Below are 21,698 nucleotides of genomic sequence, written 5' to 3' on the forward strand. Positions count from 1 at the left end.
TCCACCTGATCCCAGCCGGCGAGAGCGTCGGAGAAAGGGGGTTCCCATGGAAACCCTGAGCATCGACACGTTGCTCGAGATGCAGCGGCGCATGCTGCGCATCCGCGCCTTCGACGAGCGCGCCTCGAAGATGGTCAAGCGCGGCCACATCCCCGGCACGGTGCACACGAGCATCGGCCAGGAGGCGCAGGTCGTCGGCGCCACGATGGCTCTGAGCCCCGGCGACTACACGACCGGCAACCACCGCAGCCACGGCCACCCCATCGGCATGGGCTCGCCCCTCGGCCCGCTCATGGCCGAGCTCGTGGGCAAGGCCACGGGCGTCTGCAAGGGCAAGGGCGGCTCGCTCCACCTGGCCGACTTCGCGGTCGGCAGCCTCGGAGAGTCGGGCATCGTCGGGTCGAGCATCCCGATCGCCATGGGGGCCGCTCTCAGCGCGAGCGTCCGCGGCACCGAGCAGGTCGCCCTCGCGTTCTTCGGCGACGGCGCCGCCAACCAGGGCGTGCTCTACGAGTCGATGAACCTCTCGGGCGTGTGGAACCTGCCCGTGATCTTCCTGTGCGAGAACAACCAGTACGCGCTCAGCACTCCCGCGCACACGGTGACGTCCGGCGTCATCGCCGACCGCGCCGCCGGCTTCGGGATGCCCGGCATCCGCGTCGAGGACGGCCAGGACGTCCTCGCCGTCCACGACGCCGTGTCGACCGCGGTCGCGCGGGCGCGCGCCGGCGAAGGCCCCTCGCTCATCGAGGTCGTCACCTACCGCTACAACGAGCACTCCGAGGGCCTGCGGCTGGGCACCGACTACCGCCCGGCCGACGAGCGCGAGGCGTGGCTCAAGAAGGACCCGATCCAGCTGTTCCGCGAGCACCTGCGGTCGCAGGGCGTCTCGGCCGACGAGCTCGACGCCATGGAGGCGGAGGTGCTCGCCGAGGTCGATGAGGCGGTGGCCTTCACCGACGCGAGCCCCTACCCCGATCCCTCGGTCGCGTTCGACGACCTCTACACCGATACGGAGTACGCAGCATGACCGTCATGAGCTTCCTCGGCGCGATCGGCGCCGCACAGCGCGAGGCGATGGACGCCGACGAGCGCGTGATCATCTTCGGCGAGGACGTCGAGGCGAACGTCTACGGCACCACCGGTGCGGGCAAGACGCGCTCCGACAAGGGGGACTTCCTGCAGATGTACGGCCGCAACCGCATCCGCAACACTCCCATCTCGGAGGAGAGCATGGTGGGTGCCGCCGCGGGCGCCGCGATGACGGGCCTGCGCCCGATCGTCGACCTGTCGTACTCGTCGTTCCTGTACATGGCGATGGACCAGTTCGTGAACCAGGTCGCCAAGAACCGCTACATGTTCGGCGGCCAGGCCTCGATGCCGGTGGTCTTCCGCTCGGCGATGTTCTACGGCCTCAACACCGGAGCCCACCACTCCGACCGTCCGTACCCGATGTTCATGAACGTGCCGGGCCTCAAGATCATCGCGCCGGCAACGCCGACCGATGCCAAGGGCCTGCTGCGCTCCGCGATCGACTCGGACGACCCCGTGCTGACCTTCGAGGCGTGCCTGCTCTGGGGCAGCAAGGAGGACGTGCCGGAGGAGGAGTTCTGGATCCCGCTCGGTGAGGCGCGCACTGCTCGCGAGGGCACCGACGTCACAGTCGTCGCCATCTCGAGCTCGGTGCCCGAGGCCGTCGCGGCCGCCGAGGCGCTCGCCGCCTCGGAGGGCGTCTCGGTCGAGGTCATCGACCCGCGCACGCTCGTGCCTCTCGACCGCGACGCGATCCTGCGCTCGGTGCACAAGACCGGTCGGCTCGTCGTCGCCGAGCCCGCGCACCGTACCTGCGGCGCGGCTGCCGAGATCAGCGCCCACGTCGTCGAGGAGGCGTTCGGAGTGCTCAAGGCTCCGATCGTGCGCGTGACGGCACCCGACATGCAGATCCCGTTCAGCACGGCGCTCGAGAAGCAGATGTACCCCACCCGCCACACCATAGAGGCCGCCATCCGGCGCGTCCTCGACCTCCCCGCCTCCGCCGAGGCGACCGAGCTCGCGTCCGCGAGCGCGCAGTAAGCAGAGCACAGAAAGAGAAGAAGAGATGGCACGAGTAGAGGTTCTGCTCCCTCAGTGGGGCATGGGCATGAGCGAGGGCGCGATCGTCGAGTGGCTCAAGAGCGTCGGCGACCGCGTCACCGAGGACGAGCCGCTCGCCGAGGTCGAGGCCGAGAAGGTCGAGGAGACGCTGGAGTCGCCCGCGACCGGCACGCTCGTTGAGATCCTCGTCCCCGCCGGGGGAGACCCCGTCGAGGTCCGCACGGTCGTCGCCGTCATCGAGACCGACTGATCGCACAACGGAACCCGCCGGTGAAGGCCGACCGGCATCCCCTCATCGAAAGGACGACCCCTATGTCAGCGGTCACCCCTCGCGAGATCGTGCTGGCCGCCCAGGCGGGCGGCTACGCGGTCGGCGCGTTCAACATGCACAACCCCGAGACGACGCAGGCGCTCATCCAGGCGGCGCAGCTCGCGGAGGCGCCCGTGTTCCTGCAGATCGGCCGCGCGATCGTGCCGCACCTCGGTCTCGCCGAGGCGTACCGCATGGTGCGCCACGAGCTCGACCGCTCGGGGCTGCAGGCGCCCATCCACCTCGATCACGGCACCTACGACGAGGTCTTCGAGGCGATCCGGCTCGGGTTCGACTCGATCATGTTCGACGGCTCGCACATGCCGTTCGAGGAGAACGTCGCCGCGACCAAGCACGTCGTGACCGTGGCGCACTCGTTCGGCATCCCCGTCGAGGCCGAGCTCGGCAGCATCCCCGATGCGAGCGACTCGATCGACTGGGAGTCGCACTACACGAAGGTCGACGAGGCAGATCGCTTCGTCGCCGAGACGGGGGTCGACTTCCTCGCGATCTCGGCGGGGGTCATGCACGGCGTCCCCGACCTCGAACCGAAGCCGCTCGCGATCGAGCTCATCGAGCGCATTCGCGACGTCACGAACGTGCCGCTCGTGCTCCACGGTGCGTCGGGTGTGCCGGCGGACGAGCTGCGCCAGGCGACCGCCGCTGGCGTGCACAAGTTCAACGCCGACACCGACCTCCGCCACGCGTTCCGCCGCGGTCTCGAGCAGGTGTTCGCCCAGGGAGACCGCCAACTGGAGGAGGCCATGGCCGAGGGCCGCCGTCAGATGATCGAGGCGACGATGGAGAAGATGCGCGAGTTCGGCGCCGCCGGTCGAGCGCGTCGCCCTGCCCCCGAGATGGCCGCGGTATGAGTGCCGCGGTCGAGTTCGAGGAGGGCGTGACCACGCCGCTCACGGGCATCCGCCGCACCGCCGCGCGGCACATGGTGAAGGCGTGGGCGGCACCCGTGTTCCACCTCACGGTCGAGGTCGACATGGGCGAGGCCGCGCGCGTCAAGGAGATCTCCCCGGGCGCGACCGTCACCGACGTGCTCGTGCGCGCTGCGGCCCGCGCGCTCGTGGCCGTTCCCGAGGTGAACGTCCTTGTGGGCGAGGATGCCGTGGTCGCCTTCGCGCGCGCCAACGTCGGCATCGCGGTCGCGACCGGGAAGGGACTCATGGTTCCCGTCGTGCATGGCGCCGACGCCCTGTCGATCGATGAGATCGCCGCTCGTCGCAGCGAGATCGTCGGTCGCGCCCGCGAGGGCGCCCTCACCCGGGACGACATCACCGGCGGAACCTTCACGATCTCGAACCTCGGCATGATGGGCGTCGCGCGCTTCGACGCGATCGTCAACGTCCCGCAGGCCGCGATCCTCGCGGTCGGCGCGACGACCGACCGCTACGTGCTCCGCGACGGCGAGGCGCAGTGGCGCCCCATCGCCGACCTGACCCTCACGTGCGACCACCGCGCCCTCGACGGCGCGACGGGCGCGCGCTTTCTGAACGCCCTCGCGGTGGAGCTCTCCGCTCCGCTCGGCTGAGGCGCAACGTGACGACGACCACCGCACTCCGGGCCGCGGCGCGGGGATCTGATCGGGATCCCTCGACGGTCGTCGTCAACGGTCGGCTCGAGCAGTCGCCCGACCCCGGCTCGCTCCCTGCGCGAGCGAGCCGGGGCACCCTCCTCCTCCGAGACGACTCATCGCGTGGCGCCGTCACCGACCTCGCCGACTCGGTGCGGCTGCTGAGCGCCGTCGCGCAGTCGGGTGCCCACGACCGCGTCGTCCGGGTCTACCGCCCATGGCCGACCGTCGCGCTCACGCGCCGCGAGCGTCTCATGCCGGGCTTCGACGCCGCGTGCGTCGCCGCGCGCGCCCGCGGATTCGAGCCCGTCGTGCGCCCGACCGGCGGCCGCGCGGTCGCCTATGACCCGAGCTGCCTAGTCGTGGACGTCGTCGATAGCGAGCGAAGCGGTCGCGGGGACGCCACGAGCGCCTTCGTCTCGATCGGCGAGCGCTTCGTCGACGCTCTCATCGAGGTCGGCGTCGACGCGCGCCTCGGCCCGGTTCCGGACGAGTACTGCCCCGGCGACTACAGCGTCAACGCGCGCGGAGCGGTCAAGCTCGTCGGCACGGCCCAGCGCGTCGTCCGCGGCGCGCGGCTCGTGAGCGGGTCGCTGCCTCTCGGGTCCGTCGACGCTCTCGTCGAGGTCCTCACGGCGGTCAACGCGGCTCTCGACTTCGAATGGAACCCTGCGACCTTCGGCTCGGTCGCGCTCGAGGTGCCCGATGCCCGACCCGTCGACGTCGAGGAGGCCATCATCGAGAGCCTGCTCCTCGGCGATGCGGTGCCCGCCACGCTCGTCGAGCTGCTCCGCCCCTGACGCCCGGCGCACCTCTCGGCGCAGGCCGCCGACCGTGCGCTAGGGCCGCGGGCGCCTCGGCAGCGACCGCGTGGCGGCTACGGCGTCGGACCAGCCCTCGTAGAGCCACTCGCGCTCGTCGGCGCTCATCGTCGGCTCGAACACCCGGTCGCACGACCACCGGTCGGCGATGCTCTCGACGCTCCAGAGGCCCGCACCGGCACCGGCGAGATGCGCGACGCCGAGGGCGGTGCGCTCGAGCCCGTGCGGGCGCTCGACGGGGATCCCCAGGATGTCCGCCTGGAACTGGCACAGGACGTCGTTGACGACGGCTCCGCCGTCGACGCGCAGCGACGGGATGCTCACCCCGCCCCGTAGCAGAGCGTCGACGTTGTCCCGTGTCTGGTACGCCATCGCCTCGATCGCCGCGCGAACTACGTGCGCCGAGGTCGACTCGAGCGTGAGACCGACGATCGTCGCGCGCGCGTTCCGATCCCAGTGCGGATCGCACAGACCGGCGAATGCGGGCACCATGTACACCCCGCCGTTGTCGGGCACGCTCGCCGCGAGCGACTCGGTCTGGGTGGCGTAGGAGAAGAGTCCCAGCTGGTCGCGCAGCCACTGGATGGTCTGCCCGCTATGGAAGACGACGCCCTCGGCCTCGTAGGTGATGCGGTCGCCGATGCCCCATGCGACGCTGCTCGACATGCCGTCGAGGATCCGCGGGCGACCGCCGACGTTCACGGTGAGGACCCCTGCAGTGCCGAAGGTGTTCTTCGCCATGCCCTCAGCGATGCACGCCTGCCCGAAGAGCCCCGCCTGCTGGTCGCCGAGGATGGCGTGGACGGGGACGGGCCGCGGCGAGGAGCCCGGCAGGACGCTCTCGGCGAGGTCGCCGAACCACGCGTTGGAGGGGCGGACCTCCGGCATCAGCGAGACGGGGATGCCGAGCATCCCGCACAGCTCCTCGTCCCACGTGGCCGTCTCGATGTCGAGAAGCGCGGTGCGCGAGGCGGAGCTGGCATCGGTCGCGTGCGACGCGCCTCCCGTGAGGTTCCAGAGCAGCCATGTGTCGACGGTGCCGACGGCGAGGAGACCGCGCTCTGCGTCCTCGCGCACGCCCGGCACGTTCTCCAGGAGCCAGGCGATCTTGCCGGCGGAGAAGTAGGAGTCGTTGCGAACGCCCGTGCGACGGCGGAACTCCTCGTCGAGCCCAGCCTCCGACCAGCGCCGCACGATGCCGTCGGTCTGCTTCGACATCCACATGATCGCGTTGTGCGCGGGGCGACCGGTCGCGCGGTTCCAGATCACGCACGATTCGCGGTGCGTCGTGAGTCCGACCGCAGCGACGTCGGCCGCCGTCGCGCCCGCTTTCGTCATCGTCTGCCCGATCGAGAACGCGAGAGCGCCCCACAGCTCCGCAGGGTCGAGCTCGACCCACTCCGGTCGTGGGAAGAGGGGCGTGATCGGCACCGACGACTCGGCGACGGTCGCGCCGTCGAGGTCGACGAGAACGGCGCGGGCGCTGCTCGACCCTTCGTCGAGTGCCAGGACGTAGCGTGGGCTCATCATCGAACCTCTCGCGGCTGGGGAGTCGGTCACGTGGTCAGGGCGCCGTGGCGGCAGCCGGCACGCGCAGGTGGTCGAGCCAGCGCTCGTAATCCGCGATCTGCGCGGATCGCTCAGCGGCATCCCAACCGAGTCGTTCGCCGAGGATCTCCGCGGCTCTCTCCACTCCGCCGCGGCCGTGGCCCGGCTCGAAGGCGAGCAGGATCCGCCGAGCGAACACATCGGCGAGCGTCGTCGCGAACTCCTCCTCGACCGCGAGGACGAGCTCGGCGGCGATCGCGGGGCTCTCCGGGTCGAAGCGTTCAGCGAGCGCAGGTTCGCGCCGGGCGATCTCGAGCACGCGCTCGGCCCGCACCCCGTAGAGGTCCAGCAGGCGCTCCGCGGTGTCGGCGTCGACGCTCGCGTCGCGCAGGAACGCCGCACGGAAGGCGCCGAGGTCGGCGACGCGCGCACCGGGCAGCGGCACCTCCTTGGAGACAGTCCCTCCCCGGCGGCCAAGAAGCTTCATGACGTCGTCGACGGCGTCCTCCGCGAGCTGGCGATAGGTCGTGAGCTTGCCGCCGACGATCGAGAGCAGCCCGGGCTGGCCCCTCTTCGCGTGGTCGACGACGATGTGGCTGCGGGGGATCTTCCACTCCGGCACGCCCGGCACGTAGGGGAGCGGGCGCACTCCGCTGTAGGTGAACAGGATGTCGTCGCGCGTCAGCTTCGCCTCCGGCATGAGGGTGTTCGCCTCGGTGAGCAGGTAATCGATCTCATCGACCTCGGCGCGCGCGGCGTCGGGCTCCTGATCGAACAAACGGTCCGTGCATCCGATCAGGTACCGACCCATCCACGGGATCACGAGGACGAGACGCTGGTCGGTCTGGGACTCGTAGTAGACGACGTCGGTCGGCGCCCCCGGGAAGGCGTCGACGATGATGTGGCTGCCCTTCGAGCCGCCGATGAGGCGGGGCGCGGCCTCGGTGCCATCCCCCTCGACGTCGTTCACGCGGTCGACCCACGGCCCGGCTGCGTTGATGACGACGGATGCTCGGAGCTCGGCCTCGCGGCCGTCACGCGTCTGCGTGCGCACGCCAACGACACGTCCATGCTCGCTCACGAGACCGGTCACGCACTCATGGGTGCGGATCACGGCCCCGGCTCCCGCGGCGGCGATCGCGAGTTCGACGCACAGCCGTTCGGCGTACTCGACCTGCCCGTCGGTGAACAGTGCCGCGCCGCTCAGGCCGGCCGCGGACATCCCTGTGAACCGCTCGCGCACAGCGCTCGCCGAGAGGATGCGGTGCCACGCGACCGACTTGTCGAAGGAGAGCACGTCGTACGCGAGCATGCCGAGGCGGATGAGCCACGACGGGCGCTTGTTGCGGGAGTAGAAGGGCATGATCAGTCGCACGGGCTTGACCAGGTGCGGGGCGAGCCGGAAGAGGCGCTCGCGCTCCTTGAGGGACTCCCGAACGAGGGGGACGTCGCCGTGCTCGAGGTAGCGCAGGCCGCCGTGGACGAGCCGCCCGGACCACGCGGAGACGCCGAAGCACAGGTCCTCCTGCTCGACCAGCGCCACGTGGAGACCGCGCTCGGCGGCGTCCCGTGCGATGCCGAGGCCGTTGATGCCGGCTCCGATCACGATGACATCGAAGGGAGCGGGGGGTGCCTGGGCGGGTGCGGCGGTCATGCGGGCGGCTCCTCGTCGAGATCGCTGTCGAGTGCTCTGCACGTTTATGCAAGCATTGTATGAGCATTCAGTTTCTACTGATTCTAAGACCGCCGCCGGGCACTGTCAACACGATCGACGCCGCCCAGCGCTCGTGCCGCGACCCCTCGTCGACATCCTCGCACCGGCCCGCGGAGGCGGGCACCTGCCGCCCGGCGACCCGTCCAGACCGCGCGAGTACCGTGGAACCCATGGCCGACCGTCACCACCGACCCGTGCGCGTTCCGAGCGCGCACTTCGAGGCCTACGAGGGCGGACCCGACCCGGCCGTCGAGCTGCGCATCGCCCACGACAGCGCGCGCGCTCTCGTTCATCGGGTGCGCGCGAGCGACGACCCCGACCTCATCGAGCGCATGGTGGCCTACACCGACGAGCACGGGCTCGACACGCTAGCCGAGCTGTGGTCGCGTGCCGGAGCGCGGTCGCTGCCGGGCGCACTGTGGCGGCTGTCGCTGCTGCGCGCTCTCATCCGGGCAGACCCGGCGGGCACGGCGCTGCTGTTCCAGCGCGGCAGCGAGGTGCTCTCGACGGCGGATGTCGTGGTCGCCGGAGCGGAGGCCCCCACCGGGCCCGATCAGATCAGCGACCTCGCCGACGCCGTGCTGCGCGGCGCGTACGTCGGCGACTTCGCGATCGCCCTCGAGCGCGCCGCCGCCTTCTGCCGCACCGCCTCAGCCGGTGCCGCCGACCTCGCCGACGACTCCGACTCCGTCGACGACGCGCGAGCGGCCGACCTCACGACGCGCGCTGCGCGGCTCGCCGCCTCGGGCCGAGACTTCTCCGCGTGCGCGCGCCTCGAGCGCGCCGGCGACCTCGACTGACTCGTCCTGACCCGCTGGCGGCGCCGCCTGCGCCCCGTTCGGGTCGGGCCCGATGCGCAACTCAGGAGCCGAGTGCCCGGTCGGCCCCGGCGCGCCCGCGACGACGCGCATGTTCGTTCACCTTTTCTGAGTTGCGCATCCCGAGGCCGAGAGAGACGACCAGGACCGGCCGAACATCGCTACCAACCACGCAGCCTCCCGAACCTGGACGCCCGCGGAATGCCGCAGGCGACCCCGCCGTTACACTCGTCAGTGCCGGTCCGCAGTAACCCCGGGCTCCAACTTCAGCCGCTTCGAGCGGCCACGCGCCGAGAGGCGTTCTGCGGGCCGGCACTTCTGTGTCCGGATGCTGCGCCCGGCCATCTCGCCGCCCGAGCGTCCCCGTCCGCCCCTCCGGCCGCTCGCCGTCCCGGCCGGCCGCCCACCAGCCCGCCTGCCTCGTCGCGACGCTTCGCCGCGGTCACTCCTCTCTCGTGAACCCCGCTCACCCATTCCGTACTTATCGAGGCGCGGCGAAGGCGTCACCCGTTCCGCGAGCCCGATGCCCCGCCGCGCACCTCGCGCACCTCGCGAACCTCGCGAACCTGAGAGTCCGCCGAACTCGCCCTCCACGCGCAATCCCCCGGGCCGAGGGTGCCGAATCCCTTGCATGTCAACCACCACTCGGACCCTCCGCCCCGGGCGAGCACGCCTCGCCGGCCTGCTGATGATCCCTGCGGCTCTGCTCGTGCTCTCGGGATGCGCCTCCGCGGCGCCGACCGAGGGCGCTCCAGGGCAGCAGAGCGAATCGGCTCCGGCCGACGAATCGTCGTCCCAGGGCGAGAACGAGGTGATCTCCATCGGGCTGAAGTTCATGCCCGAGACGATCACGGTTCCCGTCGGCACCACGGTGACGTGGACCAACGACGAGACGATCGGGCACACGATCACCTCGGGTGCATGGGGCGACATCAACGAGAGCACGGGCATCCGTGGGTCTCAGTCGGCCGACGGCCTCTTCGATCACGATCTCGCTCCGAAGGGCCAGGAGGGCGACACCTTCACGTTCACCTTCGACGAGCCGGGGGAGTATCCGTACTTCTGCGAGCCGCACCTGGCGATGAACGCCATGGTCATCGTCGAGGGCTGATCACGAAGACGCACGACCGCACGTTCCGCAACTGCACACACAGAGCACCACTCACAATCAAGGAGCACACAATGCGCAAGACCACTGCTTTCGCCGGACTCGGCCTCGCCGCCGCGCTCGTCCTCACCGGCTGCTCGGCGACCGCCGAGGAGACCGCCGAGGAGCCCATGACCTCGGAGGAGAACGAGGTGGAGGAGGCGCCCATGATCGACACCGTGAACAGCGACGGCTCGAACCTCCGCGCTCAGCTGACCGCGCTCCTCGCCGACCACGTGTACCTCGCCGGTGCCGCGATCGACCAGGCGCTGCAGGACGGCGGAGACCTCACCACCGAGCAGGTCGGCGCCGCCGTTGCCGCGCTCGACGAGAACTCCGTCGAGGTCGCCGCGCTCGTCGGCTCCGCCTACCCGGACGCCGAGCAGCCGTTCCTCGACTCGTGGCGCTCGCACATCCCGTTCTTCGTGAACTACACGGTCGCGAAGGCCACGGGAGACCAGGCCGGCGTCGACCAGGCTGTCGCCGACCTCGGCGGCTACGCCGTCTCCTTCGGCCAGCTGATCAACTCCGTCGTCCCCGAGCTGCCCGCCGAGGCCGTCCAGGGCGAGCTGGAGATGCACGCGCAGACGCTGCTCGCGGCGATCGACGCCAACATCGCCGGTGACCCGGCGTACTTCGGACTCCTCAAGGAGGCCGCGAGCCACATGCCGATGACCGCTGCGGCGCTCGCCGGTGGCATCGCGACGAACCTCGAGCTCCAGTAACCCTCGAGTACCTGCAGTAACCGCACCACCTCGGCCGGTGGAGGTCGCCCTAGGCACCTCCACCGGCCGTTCCCGTTCCCGCCCGCAGCACATCGCCCGAAGGACAAGGACACCCCATGCGCGCACTCCGCTGGGCGGCCACCGCCGCTCTCGCAGTGGCCCTGATCGTCAACGCCGTGATCCACTTCCGGCTCGCCACCCCGTTTGACGCCGTTGCGGGAACCCTGGTCACCCAGGGCGACCTCTTCCGCATCCAGGCCATCGCGAACCTCGCCGTCATCCCGCTCGTCGCCATCGTCCGTCGCCGTTGGGCGGATACTCTCGCCCTCGTCTTCGCAGCCGGCGGAGCCGCACTCATCGTCGTGACCGCTCTCGTCCCACTCGACCTGTCGGCGATCGGCATGCCCGTGCTCTTCGAGCCCGCCTACTACCCGGACAAGACGACAGCCCTCATCGCTCAGCTCTTCGCGGTGGCGGCTGCGGGCGCGCTCCTCGTGCTGCGACGTCGACCGGCCAGCACCGGCAATCGGTCGCGATCCGGGGAGACCGGCACCGCGGACGCCGGGTCATGACCCTCCTCGCGGCTCACACGCGTCGCCATCGGGTCGCGTCCCCGGCTCCCCAGAGACCGCCGAGCAGACCGCGGGATCAGCGTCGACCTGGGATGCTGGTACTCGTGAGCACCCAATCCGCGTCCGAGCGCGATCCGCTGGCCGACCTCGACGTCACCAACACGCTGCTGCAGCGCGTGGCGACCGGAGACCAGCGGGCCTTCAGCGACCTGTACGACCTGACGGCCTCGCGCATGCTCGGCCTCGTGCGGCACGTCCTGAAGGACCACTCGCAGTCGGAGGAGGTGGTTCAGGAGGTGATGCTCGAGATCTGGCAAACCGCGAGCCGTTTCGATCCGAATAAAGGGAAAGCGGTGACCTGGATGCTCACGATGGCCCATCGCCGAGCGATCGATCGCGTGCGCAGCGCGCAGTCGAGCCGTGACCGCGACACCAAGGTGGGCATCCGCGATCTGGACCGGGAGTTCGATTCCGTCTCGGAGAGCGTGGAGATCCGCGTGGAGCACGACCGAGTGGAGAAGGCGCTGTCTCGACTGACCGACCTGCAGCGACAGGCCGTCGAGCTCGCCTACTACGGAGGCTACTCGCACAGCGAGGTGGCCGAGATGCTGAGCGTGCCGATCGGCACGGTCAAGACACGATTGCGCGATGGCATGATCCGCCTGCGCGAAGAAATGGGGGTGGCATCATGAGCCGCTCTGGTACCCACGACCCGGCCGACCCGCGGCGCTCCGGCGCCGACGACGTCGACACCGACTTCGACTTCGACTACGACGAGTTCGGCGACGTCGCGACCGAGCTCGCGCTCGCCCTCCCGCCCGTCGACCCCTCGCCTGACCTGAAGACACGACTTATGGCGCAGGTGGCCGCGACTCCGCAGGTCGCACCTCTGCCCACTACGGCGCTCAGGACGGCGCCGGCAGATCCCGGGCCGTTTCCGATGACGGATGCCCGGCCCGCGTCGCCCGCCGAGGAGCGCGCTCGCGCCCGCTGGTTCACGCGCACCTCGGCGACTCTGGTCGCTGCGGCGGCCGCCGTCGCCCTGTTCTTCGGGGGAGTCGTCACCGCGAACGTCCTGTCGCCCGCCGACGACTCCGCGCAGCAGCTCGCGGCGATCGTCGCGGCGCCCGACGTGCAGACCGTCGTGGCGCCCGTCACCGAGGGCGGAAGCGCGACGCTCGTGAGCTCCGAGTCGCTCGGACTCTCGGCGATGGTGTTCGACGGCCTGCCCGAGCTGAGCGCCGACCAGGCGTACGCGCTCTGGTACATCACCGACGGCGAGCCGACGCCGGCCGGGCTGTTCACGGTCGAGGCGAACGGCGAGGTCGTCCAGGTGCTCGACGGCGACTTCCAGGCAGGCACGATCGTCGGGGTGACCGTCGAGCCGAGCTCCGGCAGCCCGGCACCGACGACGTCCCCGATCGTGGCGATCCCGACGGAGGCGTAGGCGCCGCCGCAACATCCGCAGCGACGAAGGGCCCGGGAGGAGAGGCGGGTTCTAGCGATCCCCGCAACACCCTGAGGTTCAGGGAGTTGCGGGGATCGTGGTTTCTCAAGAGTTGAAGGTGCAGTTCTTTCAAGCGCTCGATCGGGAGAGCGGCAGCATCACTGCTGCGGCTCGTGTGGTGGAGGTCAACCGTCACACCGCCTACGGGTGGGCAAGGAAAGCGGGCCTTCGCGGCCTTGGGAAGTCAGGAGTGGGCCCGCATCCCGGCCGCGGGGATTACGAGCGGTTGCGCGCTGCGGGTGTTCGGCGGCGCGACGCCGCGGCGTGGGTCGGTATCAACGAGCGCACAGCGCGGGACTGGGACAAAGGGATCCGGAAAACGGGCAACGCGCGCCTGCACCCGGATGGGCGCCGGGTGGATTACAACACGGGTATGACCACCATTGTTGATGTGACGGTGCCCGTGAGGGCGCTTGAGGCGCAGTTGCATCCGCGGTTTCTGACGTTGGCCGAGCGGGAGCAGATCGCGGACCTGCATCGGCAGAGTGCGTCGCTGCGTGAGATCGGTCGACAGTTGGGCCGGCCGGCATCGACGATCAAGCGGGAGCTGGATCGCCGGTCGGATGTTGGCTCTTACCGCCCCTACGCCGCTCACCGCTCCTGGGTCAAGAGCCGCGCCAGGCCCAAGAACAGCAAGCTCGCCGCGGACAGCGCGTTGCGCGCGTTCGTCGTCGACAAGCTGCGGGTGCGGTGGTCGCCAGAGCAGATCTGTCACGCTCTGGTGAAGGACTTTCCCGATGACGAGAGCATGCGCGTGAGTGCTGAGACGATCTATCAGGCGATCTACGTTCAGGCCCGCGGCGGCCTGCGCCGCGAGATCGCCGCGGCGCTGCGCACTGGACGCACCCGCCGAAAGCCGCACAGACTCCCCGAGCAACGCACGCCGCGATTCACCGACCCTATGGTGATGATCTCCGACCGGCCGGCGGAGGTTGAGGATCGTGCCGTTCCCGGGCACTGGGAAGGGGATCTGATCGTCGGCACCCGCAGCGGCTCCGCGATCGTGACGTTGGTGGAGCGAACCACCCGATATGTGATGCTGGGACACCTGCCCGGCGGACACAGCGCCGAAGAGGTTCGTGACGTTCTCGTGCCGCTGATCACGAGCCTGCCCGAGCATCTGCGCGGCTCGTTGACCTGGGACCAGGGCAGCGAGATGGCCGCTCATAAACAGTTCTCGATCGAGACGAACGTGCCGGTGTATTTCTGCGATCCTCACTCGCCCTGGCAGCGCGGCTCGAACGAGAACACCAACGGGCTGCTGCGTCAGTACTTCCCGAAGTGCACCGACTTGTCCATCTTTGGTGCGGAGGACCTTGAGCATGTTGCACAGGAGCTCAACGGCCGCCCGCGCAAAACGCTCGGCTGGGATACCCCAGCCGAGCGTTTGCGTGATCTGCTGACGACGCCATAAGTCGCCAGGTGTTGCGAGGACCCCTAGATTCCGCCAGACTCCCGGGCCCTTCGTCGTGCAGTCATGCGGTCTACCCGAACTTGCCGGAGACGTAGTCCTCGGTCGCCTTGACGCTGGGGTTGGAGAAGATGATGCGCGTGTCGTCGTACTCGATGAGCTTGCCGGGGTGGCCGGTGCCGGCGATGTTGAAGAACGCGGTGCGATCGCTCACTCGCGAGGCCTGCTGCATGTTGTGCGTCACGATGACGATCGTGTAGTCCTGCTTGAGCTCCTCGATGAGGTCCTCGATGGCGAGGGTCGAGATGGGGTCGAGGGCCGAACAGGGCTCGTCCATGAGGATGACTTCGGGCTCCACGGCGATCGCGCGCGCGATGCACAGTCGCTGCTGCTGCCCGCCCGAGATGCTCGCGCCCGGCCGCTCCAGGCGATCTTTGACCTCGTTCCAGAGGTTCGCGCCGCGCAGGGAGCGCTCCACGAGCTCGTCGGCGTCCGACTTGGAGATGCGCCGATTGTTGAGCTTGACCCCGGCGAGCACGTTGTCGCGGATCGACATCGTCGGGAAGGGGTTGGGGCGCTGGAACACCATTCCCACCTGCCGGCGGACGAGGACGGGGTCCACGCCCGGGCCGTAGAGGTCGTCGCCATCGATGAGGACCTGCCCCTCGACGTACGCCCCCGGGATCACCTCGTGCATGCGGTTGAGTGTGCGAATGAACGTCGACTTGCCGCAGCCGGAGGGGCCGATGAAAGCCGTGACGCTGCGGGGCTCGATGAGCATGCTCACGTCCTCCACCGCCTTGAACTTGCCGTAGTAGACGTTGAGGTCGTTGACTTCGATGCGCTTGGACACGTGGGGTCGGATTCCTATCGGGTCGATCGGTGGCTCAGCGGCCGAGCTTGGGGGCGAAAAAGCGGGCAATCAGTCGCGCAAGGAGGTTGAGCGCCATGACGATGAGGATCAGGGTGAGCGCGCCCGCCCAGGCGCGGTCGAGGTAGGCCTGCGTGTCGACGCCCTGGTTGGCGTACGAAGTGAAGACGAACACCGGGAGCGACTGCATCCGATCGGCGAACATGTTCGTGTTCATGCTCGCTGTGAAACCGGCGACGATGAGCAGAGGCGCCGTCTCGCCGATGACGCGTGCGATCGCGAGCATGATCCCCGTCGCGATGCCCGCCGCCGACGTCGGGAGCACGACGTTGAGGATGGTCAGCCACTTCGGCACCCCGAGCGCGAACGACGCCTCGCGGAGCTCGTTGGGCACGACACGCAGCATCTCCTCGCACGATCGCACGACAACCGGGATCATCAGGACGGCGAGAGCGGTCGCTCCTGCGAAGCCCATGCGGACGCCCGGGCCGAAGAAGATGGCGAAGAGCGAGAAGGCGAAGAGCCCGGCAACGATCGAGGGGATGCCCGTCATGACGTCCACGAAGAAGGTGATCGCCCGCGCGAGGGGGCCACGCCCGTACTCCACGAGGTAGATGGCCGTGAACAGCCCGATGGGGATGGAGATGATCGCGGCCGTCCCGGTCATGAGCAGCGTGCCCACGATCGCGTGGACGGCGCCTCCGCCCTCGCCGACGATGTTGCGCATCGAGAAGGTGAAGAACTCCGCGTCGAAGCGCTCCGAGCCCAGGATGACGACGGTGGAGACGAGCGAGACGAGCGGGGTCATCGCAATGAGGAACGCGCCCGTCACGAGCGCCGTGACGAGGCGGTCCGTCGCCTTCCTGGAGCCCTCGATCTGGCGGCTCAGTATGACGATCATCACGAGGTAGGCGAGCACCCCGAGCGCGACCGTGCCGACGAGGGAGAACTCCTCGCCGCTGGCCATCGAGATGAGGGAGACAACACCCGCGGCTCCGGCGATCGAGAGCCCGAGGACGACCCAGGGGGTGCGGGGATGGAGCTGACCCTGCGTGAGGGTCTTGGGCATCGAGACGGTGGTCGCCACGTCAATTCGCTCCTGAGAAGTCTTTGCGGCGGTTGACGATGTAGCGGGCGATCGAGTTCACGATGAGGGTGATCACGAACAGAACGAGCCCCGTGAAGATAAGCAGGTTGACGTTGACGCCGTACGACTCCGGGAAGCTCAGCGCGATGTTCGCCGCGATCGTCGAGGGGTTGGTCGACTGCAGGAGAGCGAAGGATACGATCGCGGTCGGCGACAGCACCATCGCGACGGCCATGGTCTCGCCGAGCGCACGGCCGAGACCGAGCATGGCCCCCGAGATGATGCCGGGGCGGCCGAACGGCAGCACCGACATCGTGATCATCTCCCATCGCGTCGCGCCGAGGGCGAGGGCGGCCTCCTCGTGGAGTACGGGGGTCTGCAGGAAGATCTCGCGGCAGATGGCGGTCATGACCGGGAGGATCATCACGCCGAGCACGATGGACGCGGTGAGGATGGTGCGACCCGTGCCGGAGACGGGCCCGGAGAAGAGCGGGATCCAGCCGAGGTTTTCGGTCAGCCAGGCGTAGGCGGGCAGAACCGCCGGGGCGAGAACGCCGATTCCCCAGAGTCCGTACACGACAGAGGGCACGGCGGCGAGCAGGTCGATGATGTAGCCCAGGAACTGCGAGAGCCGCCGAGGCGCGTAGTGCGAGATGAAGAGCGCGATCCCGACGGCGAGCGGCAGGGCCATCGCCAGGGCGAGAGCAGACGACCACAGGGTCCCGAAGACGAGCGGCCAGACGTAGTCCCAGAGCGACGGCGGAGAGCCGATGAACTTCTCCGGGTCGACGACCAGGGCGGGCAGGCTCTGCGCGATGAGGAAGACCGCAACGAGGGCCAGGATGACGAGGATCGCCGCGCCGGACGCGAGCGAGGTCCGGGAGAAGACGATGTCGCCGAGGCGCTGCTTCGCTTTGAGGGGGGTCGTCTGCGGTGGCGCTTCGGTGGCTGTCATCGTCGCGTCGTTCCTTATGGGGGAGGGTGCGGGAGAGGGGGCTGGGGCGGACGGCCCGCGGTTCAGTCTGACGGCAGTGGGGTGCGGAGGCAACTGCGCCCGCACCCCACCGATGTCATCGGCTGTCAGCTCAGCTGATCGCCTCGATCGCCGCGCTCACACGCTCGAACAGCGCGTCCGAGATGGGCGCCGAGCCGGCGTCCGCCGCGGAGGCGGCCTGGCCCTCAGGGCTCGCGAGGTAGGTGAAGTAGGCCTTCACGAGCTCCGCCTTGGTCGCGTCGTTGTAGGTCTCGCACCCGATGCTGTACGCGACGAGCACGATCGGGTATGCAGCGGAGTCGGGCGTGCGGTCGAGCTCGATGCTCAGGTCGACGTCGGCGCGACCATCGATGAACGGCGAGGCGTCGACGATCGCCGCAGCGGCCTCCGGCGAGAACGGCACGAACTCGTCGCCGATCTGCACAGCGACCGTGCCGAGTCCGCCGGCGCGCGAGGCGTCCGCGTAGCCGATCGTGCCGGTGCCGTTGGTGACGGCATCGACGACGCCCGACGTGCCCTGCGCGGCCTCACCCGACTCGAACGGCCAGACGCCGTCCGGCTCCTCGGTCCAGACCGACGGAGCGGCCTGGAAGAGGTAGTCGGTGAAGTTCTCCGTCGTGCCCGAGTCGTCCGAGCGGTGCACGGCCGTGATCGCGAGGTCCGGGAGCTCGACGCCCTCGTTCAGCTCGGCGATGGCCGGGTCGTTCCAGTTGGTGATCTGCTCAGCGAAGATGCTGGCGATGACATCGGCGCTCATGTTGAGCGACTCGATGCCTTCGAGGTTGAAGATCACGGCGATCGGCGAGATGTACAGCGGCAGCTGCACGATCGCCGAGTCGGGGGCGCACGCGGTGAACTCGATCTCGCCGCCGAGCTCCTCGTCGTTGAACGCGCGGTCGGAGCCGGCGAAGTCGGAGCCGCCGCCAGCGAAGGTCTCGCGTCCGGCACCCGATCCGGTCGGGTCGTAGCTGACGGTCACATCGGGGTTCGCGGTCTGGAAGCCGGCGATCCAGGTCTCCTGCGCTGCGCCCATGGACGAGGCGCCGGCGCCGACGAGGTTGCCGGAGAGGCTCGAGGGGGCCTCGCCCGACTCGGTGGGGTCGGCGGGGGCTGCGCCCTCGTTGGCGGCGCATCCGCTCAGCACGATGGCGCTGGCGGCGATGAGAGCGGTGAAGCCGCTCGCACGCGTGATGTTCACTGTGTTCCCTTCGGGGATTGGTGACGGGTTCTGCGCGGCGCAAGGGATGCCGCACGAGGTCCGACGCTACGAAGCGCTGGTGTCCAGCGTCGGCCAGGTCGGTGAACGGAAGGTGAACGAGCGGGGAACTGCTACAGCGCCGACGAGTGCGTCTCGACGGCCACGAGCCACGGAGTCGCGCTCTCGAGCGAGAAGTGCAGGACCGAGTACTCGCCCGTGCCCAGAGCCGCGCTGCGCCGCAGGTCGCGCGTGGCGGTGGCGCAGCCGAGGGATGCCGCGGCCTCGATGATCTGGGGGATCACGGGGCCGTGCGAGCACATGACGACCGACTGGCGCTTGGCGACCCGCTTCGCGACGGCCGCGCGGACGCGCCCGCCCTCCCCGGTCCACGCGTCCTGGCTGAGCGTCGTCGACGCCTTCACGTCGAGCCCGGTGACCGCGGCGGTCGGCCCGATCGTCGATAGGCACCGGGCGGCGGTCGACGAGACGAGGCGTTCGGGTCCGTAGGCGGCAATGCCGCCCGCGACTGCGAGCGACTGCTCGATGCCGCGGTGCAGCAGGGGGCGCGTGTGGTCGGGGCCGTCCCACCGCTCGGGCGGCATGGCCTTGCCGTGCCGCAGCACGACGAGCGCGAAAGTGCGCGCGTGCCCCGCCTCGACCTGCGCGGCGAAGCGGTCGAGCACGTCGGCGTCGTGCTCGTAGGTGAGGTGCTTGGCGGCCTTCGCGATCGGCAGCCACTCGAGGGCGAGGATCTCGCCGTTGGCCTCGTAGGCGTGCCGCTCAGCGGCCCCGGGGTCGACCTCCGCCGACCAGTAGTGCACGATCTTGCGCCGCCCGTTCGGCAACGAGTACTCGACGGCGCCGAGCGGAGCGCCGAGGTCGACGTCGAAGCCCGTCTCCTCCTGGATCTCGCGCACCGCGGTCTGCGGCAGCGTCTCGCCGGGGTCGACCTTCCCCTTGGGGATCGTTACGTCCTTGTGCTGGGTGCGGTGCACGAGCAGCACCCGCACCTTGCCGTCGACGAGCTTCCACACGACCGCCCCCGCAGCGACGACGGTGTCCGTCAGGACGTCGAGCCGAGCATCCGTCGGGCTCATCGGGCGCCGCCGAGCCGGCGTCGCGTGGTCACGGTGGTCATCACGACATTCTGCATGTCGGCGAGGGCGCGGCCCTCGTCGTCGCGGTGTCGGCGCTCCCACTCGCCGTCGGGACGCAGAGCCCACGCGCTCGTCGAGTCGCTCATCGCGAGATCGAACATCGCGTCGACCTGAGCGAGGTGGAGCGGGTCGGTCAGTCGGACGAGCACTTCGATGCGGCGGTCGAGGTTGCGGTGCATCATGTCGGCGCTGCCGATCCAGACGTGGGGCTCGCCGCCGTTGCGGAACGAGAACACGCGCGAGTGCTCGAGGTAGCGGCCGAGCACGCTGCGCACGCGGATGTTGTCGCTCGCCCCCTCAAGCCCGGGCACGAGCGTGCAGATGCCGCGGACGACGATGTCGACTGGCACGCCGGCGTTGCTGGCGCGGTAGAGCGCGTCGATGATCGCCTCGTCGACGAGCGAGTTGACCTTGATGCGGATGCCCGACTCGCGCCCCTCCCTCGCGGCCTTGATCTCGCCGCTGATACCGCGGAGCAGCCCGCGCCGCAGGTAGCGCGGCGCCACGAGGAGGCGCTTGTACTTCTTCTCGATCGCGTAGCCGGAGAGCTCGTTGAACAGCCGCGTGAGATCCTTACCCACCTGCGGGTCGGCGGTGAACAGTCCGAGGTCCTCGTAGATGCGGCTCGTCTTCGGGTTGTAGTTGCCCGTGCCCACGTGCGAGTAGTACTTCAGCTCGCCGTTCTTCTCCTGCCGCACGACGAGCGCGAGCTTGCAGTGGGTCTTCAGCCCGACGAGGCCGTAGACGACGTGAACGCCCGCCTTCTCGAGCTTGCGGGCCCACTCGATGTTGTTCTGCTCATCGAAGCGCGCTTTGATCTCCACGAGCGCGAGCACAGCCTTGCCGGCCTCGGCAGCGTCGATGAGCGCTTCGACGATGGGGCTGTCGCCGCTCGTGCGGTAGAGCGTCTGTTTGATGGCGAGGACGTTCGGATCGCGCGCCGCCTGCTCGAGGAAGGCCTGCACGCTCGTCGCGAACGACTCGTAGGGGTGGTGGACGAGGACGTCGGAGCGCCCGATCGCGCGGAACAGGTCGGGCGTCGCGTTCGGCTCGCTCGGCTGCAGCTGCAGGGGCGTGACGGGCACGTGCTTGGGGTACTTCAGGTGCGGCCGATCGAGCTTCGAGATCTCGAAGAGCCCCCCGAGGTCGAGCGGGGCAGGCAGCCGATAGACCTCCTGCTCGGTGATGCCGAGCTCGCGCACGAGCAGCCCGAGGGTCAGGTCGTCCATGTCGTCGGTGATCTCGAGGCGGATGGGCGGGCCGAATCGCCGGCGGAGCAGCTCGCGCTCGAGGGCCTGGATGAGGTTCTCGGTCTCGTCCTCCTCGATCTCGACGTCCTCGTTGCGGGTGACACGGAACTCGTGGTGCTCGAGGATCTCCATCCCGGGGAAGAGCTCGCCGAGGTGATGGGAGATGAGGTCCTCGAGGGTGAGGAAGCGCTGCAGCCCCGAGCCGTCGTCGGGCAGCGGCACGAAGCGCGGCAGTACCTGCGGCACCTTCAGCCGCGCGAACTCGACCTTCTCGGTCTTCGGGTTGCGGACGCGCACCGACAGGTTGAGCGAGAGCCCCGAGATGTAGGGGAAGGGGTGGGCGGGATCGACGGCGAGCGGCATGAGGACGGGGAAGATCTGCCGCGAGAACGTCTGATCGACCTGGATGCGGTCGGCCTCGTCGAGGTCCGCCCAGTTCTCGATGTGGATGCCCGCATCGTCGAGCTCGGGCTTCACGAGATCGTGGAAGCAGAGGGCGTGCCGATGCTGGAGCTCGAGGGCCGTCCTGTTGATGTCGGCGAGGACATCCGTCGGGGCCCGCCCGATGTTGGTCGGCACGGCGAGGCCCGTGACGATGCGCCGCTTGAGGCCGGCGACGCGGACCATGAAGAACTCGTCGAGGTTCGAGGCGAAGATGGCGAGGAAGTTCACGCGCTCGAGCAGCGGGATGGACGGGTCCTCCGCGAGCTCGAGCACGCGCTGGTTGAAGCGCAGCCAGCTGAGTTCGCGGTCGAGGTAGCGCTCCAGCGGCAGGGTGCCGTCGTCGACGCTCGTGGTCTCGTCCCAGTCGTCGAGGAAGTCGCCACCGACGCCCCCGTCGACCTGGTAGCTCGAATCGGTGCGGTACTCCTCGTCCTGCATGCGCACA

The 21,698-nt window shown here is 69.4% G+C and carries 21 protein-coding genes; 13 read left to right on the top strand and 8 right to left on the bottom strand.

The annotated features are described in order from the left end of the window. Positions 1-46 precede the first annotated feature (46 nt). The 6 genes from FHX53_RS08905 to FHX53_RS08930 all read left to right on the top strand — a co-directional run bounded on the left by FHX53_RS08905 (position 47) and on the right by FHX53_RS08930 (position 4,789). Complete coding sequence (locus FHX53_RS08905) at positions 47-1,030, top strand: thiamine pyrophosphate-dependent dehydrogenase E1 component subunit alpha (protein WP_220476337.1); 984 nt, start codon at positions 47-49, stop codon at positions 1,028-1,030. After that, positions 1,027-2,073, top strand: a complete 1,047-nt coding sequence (locus FHX53_RS08910) for an alpha-ketoacid dehydrogenase subunit beta (protein WP_182490996.1) — start codon at positions 1,027-1,029, stop codon at positions 2,071-2,073. Before FHX53_RS08905 ends, FHX53_RS08910 begins: the two co-directional genes overlap by 4 nt. Positions 2,074-2,098: 25 nt before the next feature. Next, positions 2,099-2,344 (top strand): biotin/lipoyl-containing protein, encoded by a 246-nt coding sequence (locus tag FHX53_RS08915; RefSeq protein ID WP_182490997.1) that lies wholly within the window; start codon positions 2,099-2,101, stop codon positions 2,342-2,344. Positions 2,345-2,406: 62 nt separating this feature from the next. Continuing rightward, positions 2,407-3,276, top strand: a complete 870-nt coding sequence (locus FHX53_RS08920; RefSeq protein ID WP_182490998.1) for a class II fructose-bisphosphate aldolase — start codon at positions 2,407-2,409, stop codon at positions 3,274-3,276. Beyond that, entirely contained in the window at positions 3,273-3,947 is a 675-nt protein-coding gene (locus FHX53_RS08925) for a 2-oxo acid dehydrogenase subunit E2 (RefSeq protein ID WP_182490999.1), read from the top strand. The genes FHX53_RS08920 and FHX53_RS08925 overlap by 4 nt, the downstream gene beginning before the upstream one ends. Positions 3,948-3,955: 8 nt before the next feature. Beyond that, positions 3,956-4,789 carry a lipoate--protein ligase family protein gene (locus FHX53_RS08930; protein ID WP_182491000.1) on the top strand — a complete coding sequence of 278 codons (834 nt, stop codon included), beginning with the start codon at positions 3,956-3,958 and terminating at the stop codon, positions 4,787-4,789. A 39-nt stretch (positions 4,790-4,828) separates the two neighbouring features. Here the strand turns inward: FHX53_RS08930 and FHX53_RS08935 are convergent, their stop codons facing one another. Together FHX53_RS08935 and glpD are read right to left on the bottom strand one after the other, a co-directional pair. Next, positions 4,829-6,337: an FGGY family carbohydrate kinase gene (locus FHX53_RS08935; protein WP_182491001.1), complete on the bottom strand. Its 1,509-nt coding sequence runs from the start codon at positions 6,335-6,337 to the stop codon at positions 4,829-4,831. Between the two features lie 37 nt (positions 6,338-6,374). Then, a complete protein-coding gene (gene glpD, locus FHX53_RS08940) occupies positions 6,375-8,012 on the bottom strand; it encodes a glycerol-3-phosphate dehydrogenase (RefSeq protein WP_182491002.1) in 1,638 nt (545 codons plus the stop codon). A 230-nt stretch (positions 8,013-8,242) separates the two neighbouring features. On the opposite strand from glpD, the gene FHX53_RS08945 reads away from it, so the two are divergent. The 7 genes from FHX53_RS08945 (at position 8,243) to FHX53_RS08975 (ending at position 14,255) form a co-directional block, all read left to right on the top strand. Beyond that, positions 8,243-8,872, top strand: coding sequence for a DNA-directed RNA polymerase subunit beta (locus FHX53_RS08945; protein ID WP_182491003.1), 630 nt, complete (start codon positions 8,243-8,245; stop codon positions 8,870-8,872). Positions 8,873-9,521: 649 nt separating this feature from the next. Beyond that, positions 9,522-10,001 carry a cupredoxin domain-containing protein gene (locus tag FHX53_RS08950; RefSeq protein WP_182491004.1) on the top strand — a complete coding sequence of 160 codons (480 nt, stop codon included), beginning with the start codon at positions 9,522-9,524 and terminating at the stop codon, positions 9,999-10,001. A gap of 71 nt (positions 10,002-10,072) precedes the next feature. Beyond that, positions 10,073-10,762, top strand: coding sequence for a hypothetical protein (locus tag FHX53_RS08955; protein ID WP_182491005.1), 690 nt, complete (start codon positions 10,073-10,075; stop codon positions 10,760-10,762). Between the two features lie 116 nt (positions 10,763-10,878). Beyond that, positions 10,879-11,334 (top strand): hypothetical protein, encoded by a 456-nt coding sequence (locus FHX53_RS08960; protein WP_182491006.1) that lies wholly within the window; start codon positions 10,879-10,881, stop codon positions 11,332-11,334. Between the two features lie 92 nt (positions 11,335-11,426). Then, complete coding sequence (gene sigK, locus FHX53_RS08965) at positions 11,427-12,026, top strand: ECF RNA polymerase sigma factor SigK (RefSeq protein ID WP_182491007.1); 600 nt, start codon at positions 11,427-11,429, stop codon at positions 12,024-12,026. Beyond that, complete coding sequence (locus tag FHX53_RS08970) at positions 12,023-12,781, top strand: anti-sigma factor (RefSeq protein ID WP_182491008.1); 759 nt, start codon at positions 12,023-12,025, stop codon at positions 12,779-12,781. Before sigK ends, FHX53_RS08970 begins: the two co-directional genes overlap by 4 nt. A gap of 286 nt (positions 12,782-13,067) precedes the next feature. Beyond that, positions 13,068-14,255, top strand: coding sequence for an IS30 family transposase (locus tag FHX53_RS08975; RefSeq protein ID WP_182491128.1), 1,188 nt, complete (start codon positions 13,068-13,070; stop codon positions 14,253-14,255). A gap of 70 nt (positions 14,256-14,325) precedes the next feature. Here FHX53_RS08975 and pstB read toward each other — a convergent pair whose 3' ends face one another. The 6 genes from pstB to FHX53_RS09005 all read right to left on the bottom strand — a co-directional run bounded on the left by pstB (position 14,326) and on the right by FHX53_RS09005 (position 21,691). Then, positions 14,326-15,105 carry a phosphate ABC transporter ATP-binding protein PstB gene (pstB, locus tag FHX53_RS08980; RefSeq protein ID WP_182491009.1) on the bottom strand — a complete coding sequence of 260 codons (780 nt, stop codon included), beginning with the start codon at positions 15,103-15,105 and terminating at the stop codon, positions 14,326-14,328. A gap of 34 nt (positions 15,106-15,139) precedes the next feature. Beyond that, positions 15,140-16,192: a phosphate ABC transporter permease PstA gene (gene pstA, locus FHX53_RS08985; RefSeq protein WP_182491129.1), complete on the bottom strand. Its 1,053-nt coding sequence runs from the start codon at positions 16,190-16,192 to the stop codon at positions 15,140-15,142. A gap of 19 nt (positions 16,193-16,211) precedes the next feature. Continuing rightward, entirely contained in the window at positions 16,212-17,165 is a 954-nt protein-coding gene (pstC, locus tag FHX53_RS08990; RefSeq protein ID WP_182491010.1) for a phosphate ABC transporter permease subunit PstC, read from the bottom strand. A 130-nt stretch (positions 17,166-17,295) separates the two neighbouring features. After that, complete coding sequence (locus FHX53_RS08995) at positions 17,296-18,402, bottom strand: extracellular solute-binding protein (protein ID WP_182491011.1); 1,107 nt, start codon at positions 18,400-18,402, stop codon at positions 17,296-17,298. A 131-nt stretch (positions 18,403-18,533) separates the two neighbouring features. Continuing rightward, positions 18,534-19,499, bottom strand: coding sequence for an NUDIX hydrolase (locus FHX53_RS09000; protein ID WP_182491012.1), 966 nt, complete (start codon positions 19,497-19,499; stop codon positions 18,534-18,536). Next, complete coding sequence (locus FHX53_RS09005; RefSeq protein ID WP_182491013.1) at positions 19,496-21,691, bottom strand: RNA degradosome polyphosphate kinase; 2,196 nt, start codon at positions 21,689-21,691, stop codon at positions 19,496-19,498. The genes FHX53_RS09000 and FHX53_RS09005 overlap by 4 nt, the downstream gene beginning before the upstream one ends. Between the last annotated feature and the right edge of the window lie 7 nt (positions 21,692-21,698).

It is taken from the genome of Microcella alkalica (assembly GCF_014137945.1).
Lineage (GTDB): Bacteria > Actinomycetota > Actinomycetes > Actinomycetales > Microbacteriaceae > Microcella > Microcella alkalica.

What these genes read in the sequence shown, in the direction of transcription:
- FHX53_RS08915 (WP_182490997.1), top strand. Translation starts at nt 2,099, where the DNA reads ATGGCACGAGTAGAGGTTCTGCTCCCTCAGTGGGGCATGGGCATGAGC.
- FHX53_RS08935 (WP_182491001.1), bottom strand. Translation starts at nt 6,337, where the DNA reads ATGAGCCCACGCTACGTCCTGGCACTCGACGAAGGGTCGAGCAGCGCC.
- FHX53_RS08945 (WP_182491003.1), top strand. Translation starts at nt 8,243, where the DNA reads ATGGCCGACCGTCACCACCGACCCGTGCGCGTTCCGAGCGCGCACTTC.
- pstA (WP_182491129.1), bottom strand. Translation starts at nt 16,192, where the DNA reads ATGCCCAAGACCCTCACGCAGGGTCAGCTCCATCCCCGCACCCCCTGG.
- FHX53_RS08925 (WP_182490999.1), top strand. Translation starts at nt 3,273, where the DNA reads ATGAGTGCCGCGGTCGAGTTCGAGGAGGGCGTGACCACGCCGCTCACG.
- FHX53_RS09000 (WP_182491012.1), bottom strand. Translation starts at nt 19,499, where the DNA reads ATGAGCCCGACGGATGCTCGGCTCGACGTCCTGACGGACACCGTCGTC.
- FHX53_RS08955 (WP_182491005.1), top strand. Translation starts at nt 10,073, where the DNA reads ATGCGCAAGACCACTGCTTTCGCCGGACTCGGCCTCGCCGCCGCGCTC.
- FHX53_RS08920 (WP_182490998.1), top strand. Translation starts at nt 2,407, where the DNA reads ATGTCAGCGGTCACCCCTCGCGAGATCGTGCTGGCCGCCCAGGCGGGC.
- FHX53_RS08905 (WP_220476337.1), top strand. Translation starts at nt 47, where the DNA reads ATGGAAACCCTGAGCATCGACACGTTGCTCGAGATGCAGCGGCGCATG.
- FHX53_RS08950 (WP_182491004.1), top strand. Translation starts at nt 9,522, where the DNA reads ATGTCAACCACCACTCGGACCCTCCGCCCCGGGCGAGCACGCCTCGCC.
- FHX53_RS09005 (WP_182491013.1), bottom strand. Translation starts at nt 21,691, where the DNA reads ATGCAGGACGAGGAGTACCGCACCGATTCGAGCTACCAGGTCGACGGG.
- FHX53_RS08960 (WP_182491006.1), top strand. Translation starts at nt 10,879, where the DNA reads ATGCGCGCACTCCGCTGGGCGGCCACCGCCGCTCTCGCAGTGGCCCTG.
- glpD (WP_182491002.1), bottom strand. Translation starts at nt 8,012, where the DNA reads ATGACCGCCGCACCCGCCCAGGCACCCCCCGCTCCCTTCGATGTCATC.
- sigK (WP_182491007.1), top strand. Translation starts at nt 11,427, where the DNA reads ATGCTGGTACTCGTGAGCACCCAATCCGCGTCCGAGCGCGATCCGCTG.
- FHX53_RS08970 (WP_182491008.1), top strand. Translation starts at nt 12,023, where the DNA reads ATGAGCCGCTCTGGTACCCACGACCCGGCCGACCCGCGGCGCTCCGGC.
- pstC (WP_182491010.1), bottom strand. Translation starts at nt 17,165, where the DNA reads ATGACAGCCACCGAAGCGCCACCGCAGACGACCCCCCTCAAAGCGAAG.
- FHX53_RS08910 (WP_182490996.1), top strand. Translation starts at nt 1,027, where the DNA reads ATGACCGTCATGAGCTTCCTCGGCGCGATCGGCGCCGCACAGCGCGAG.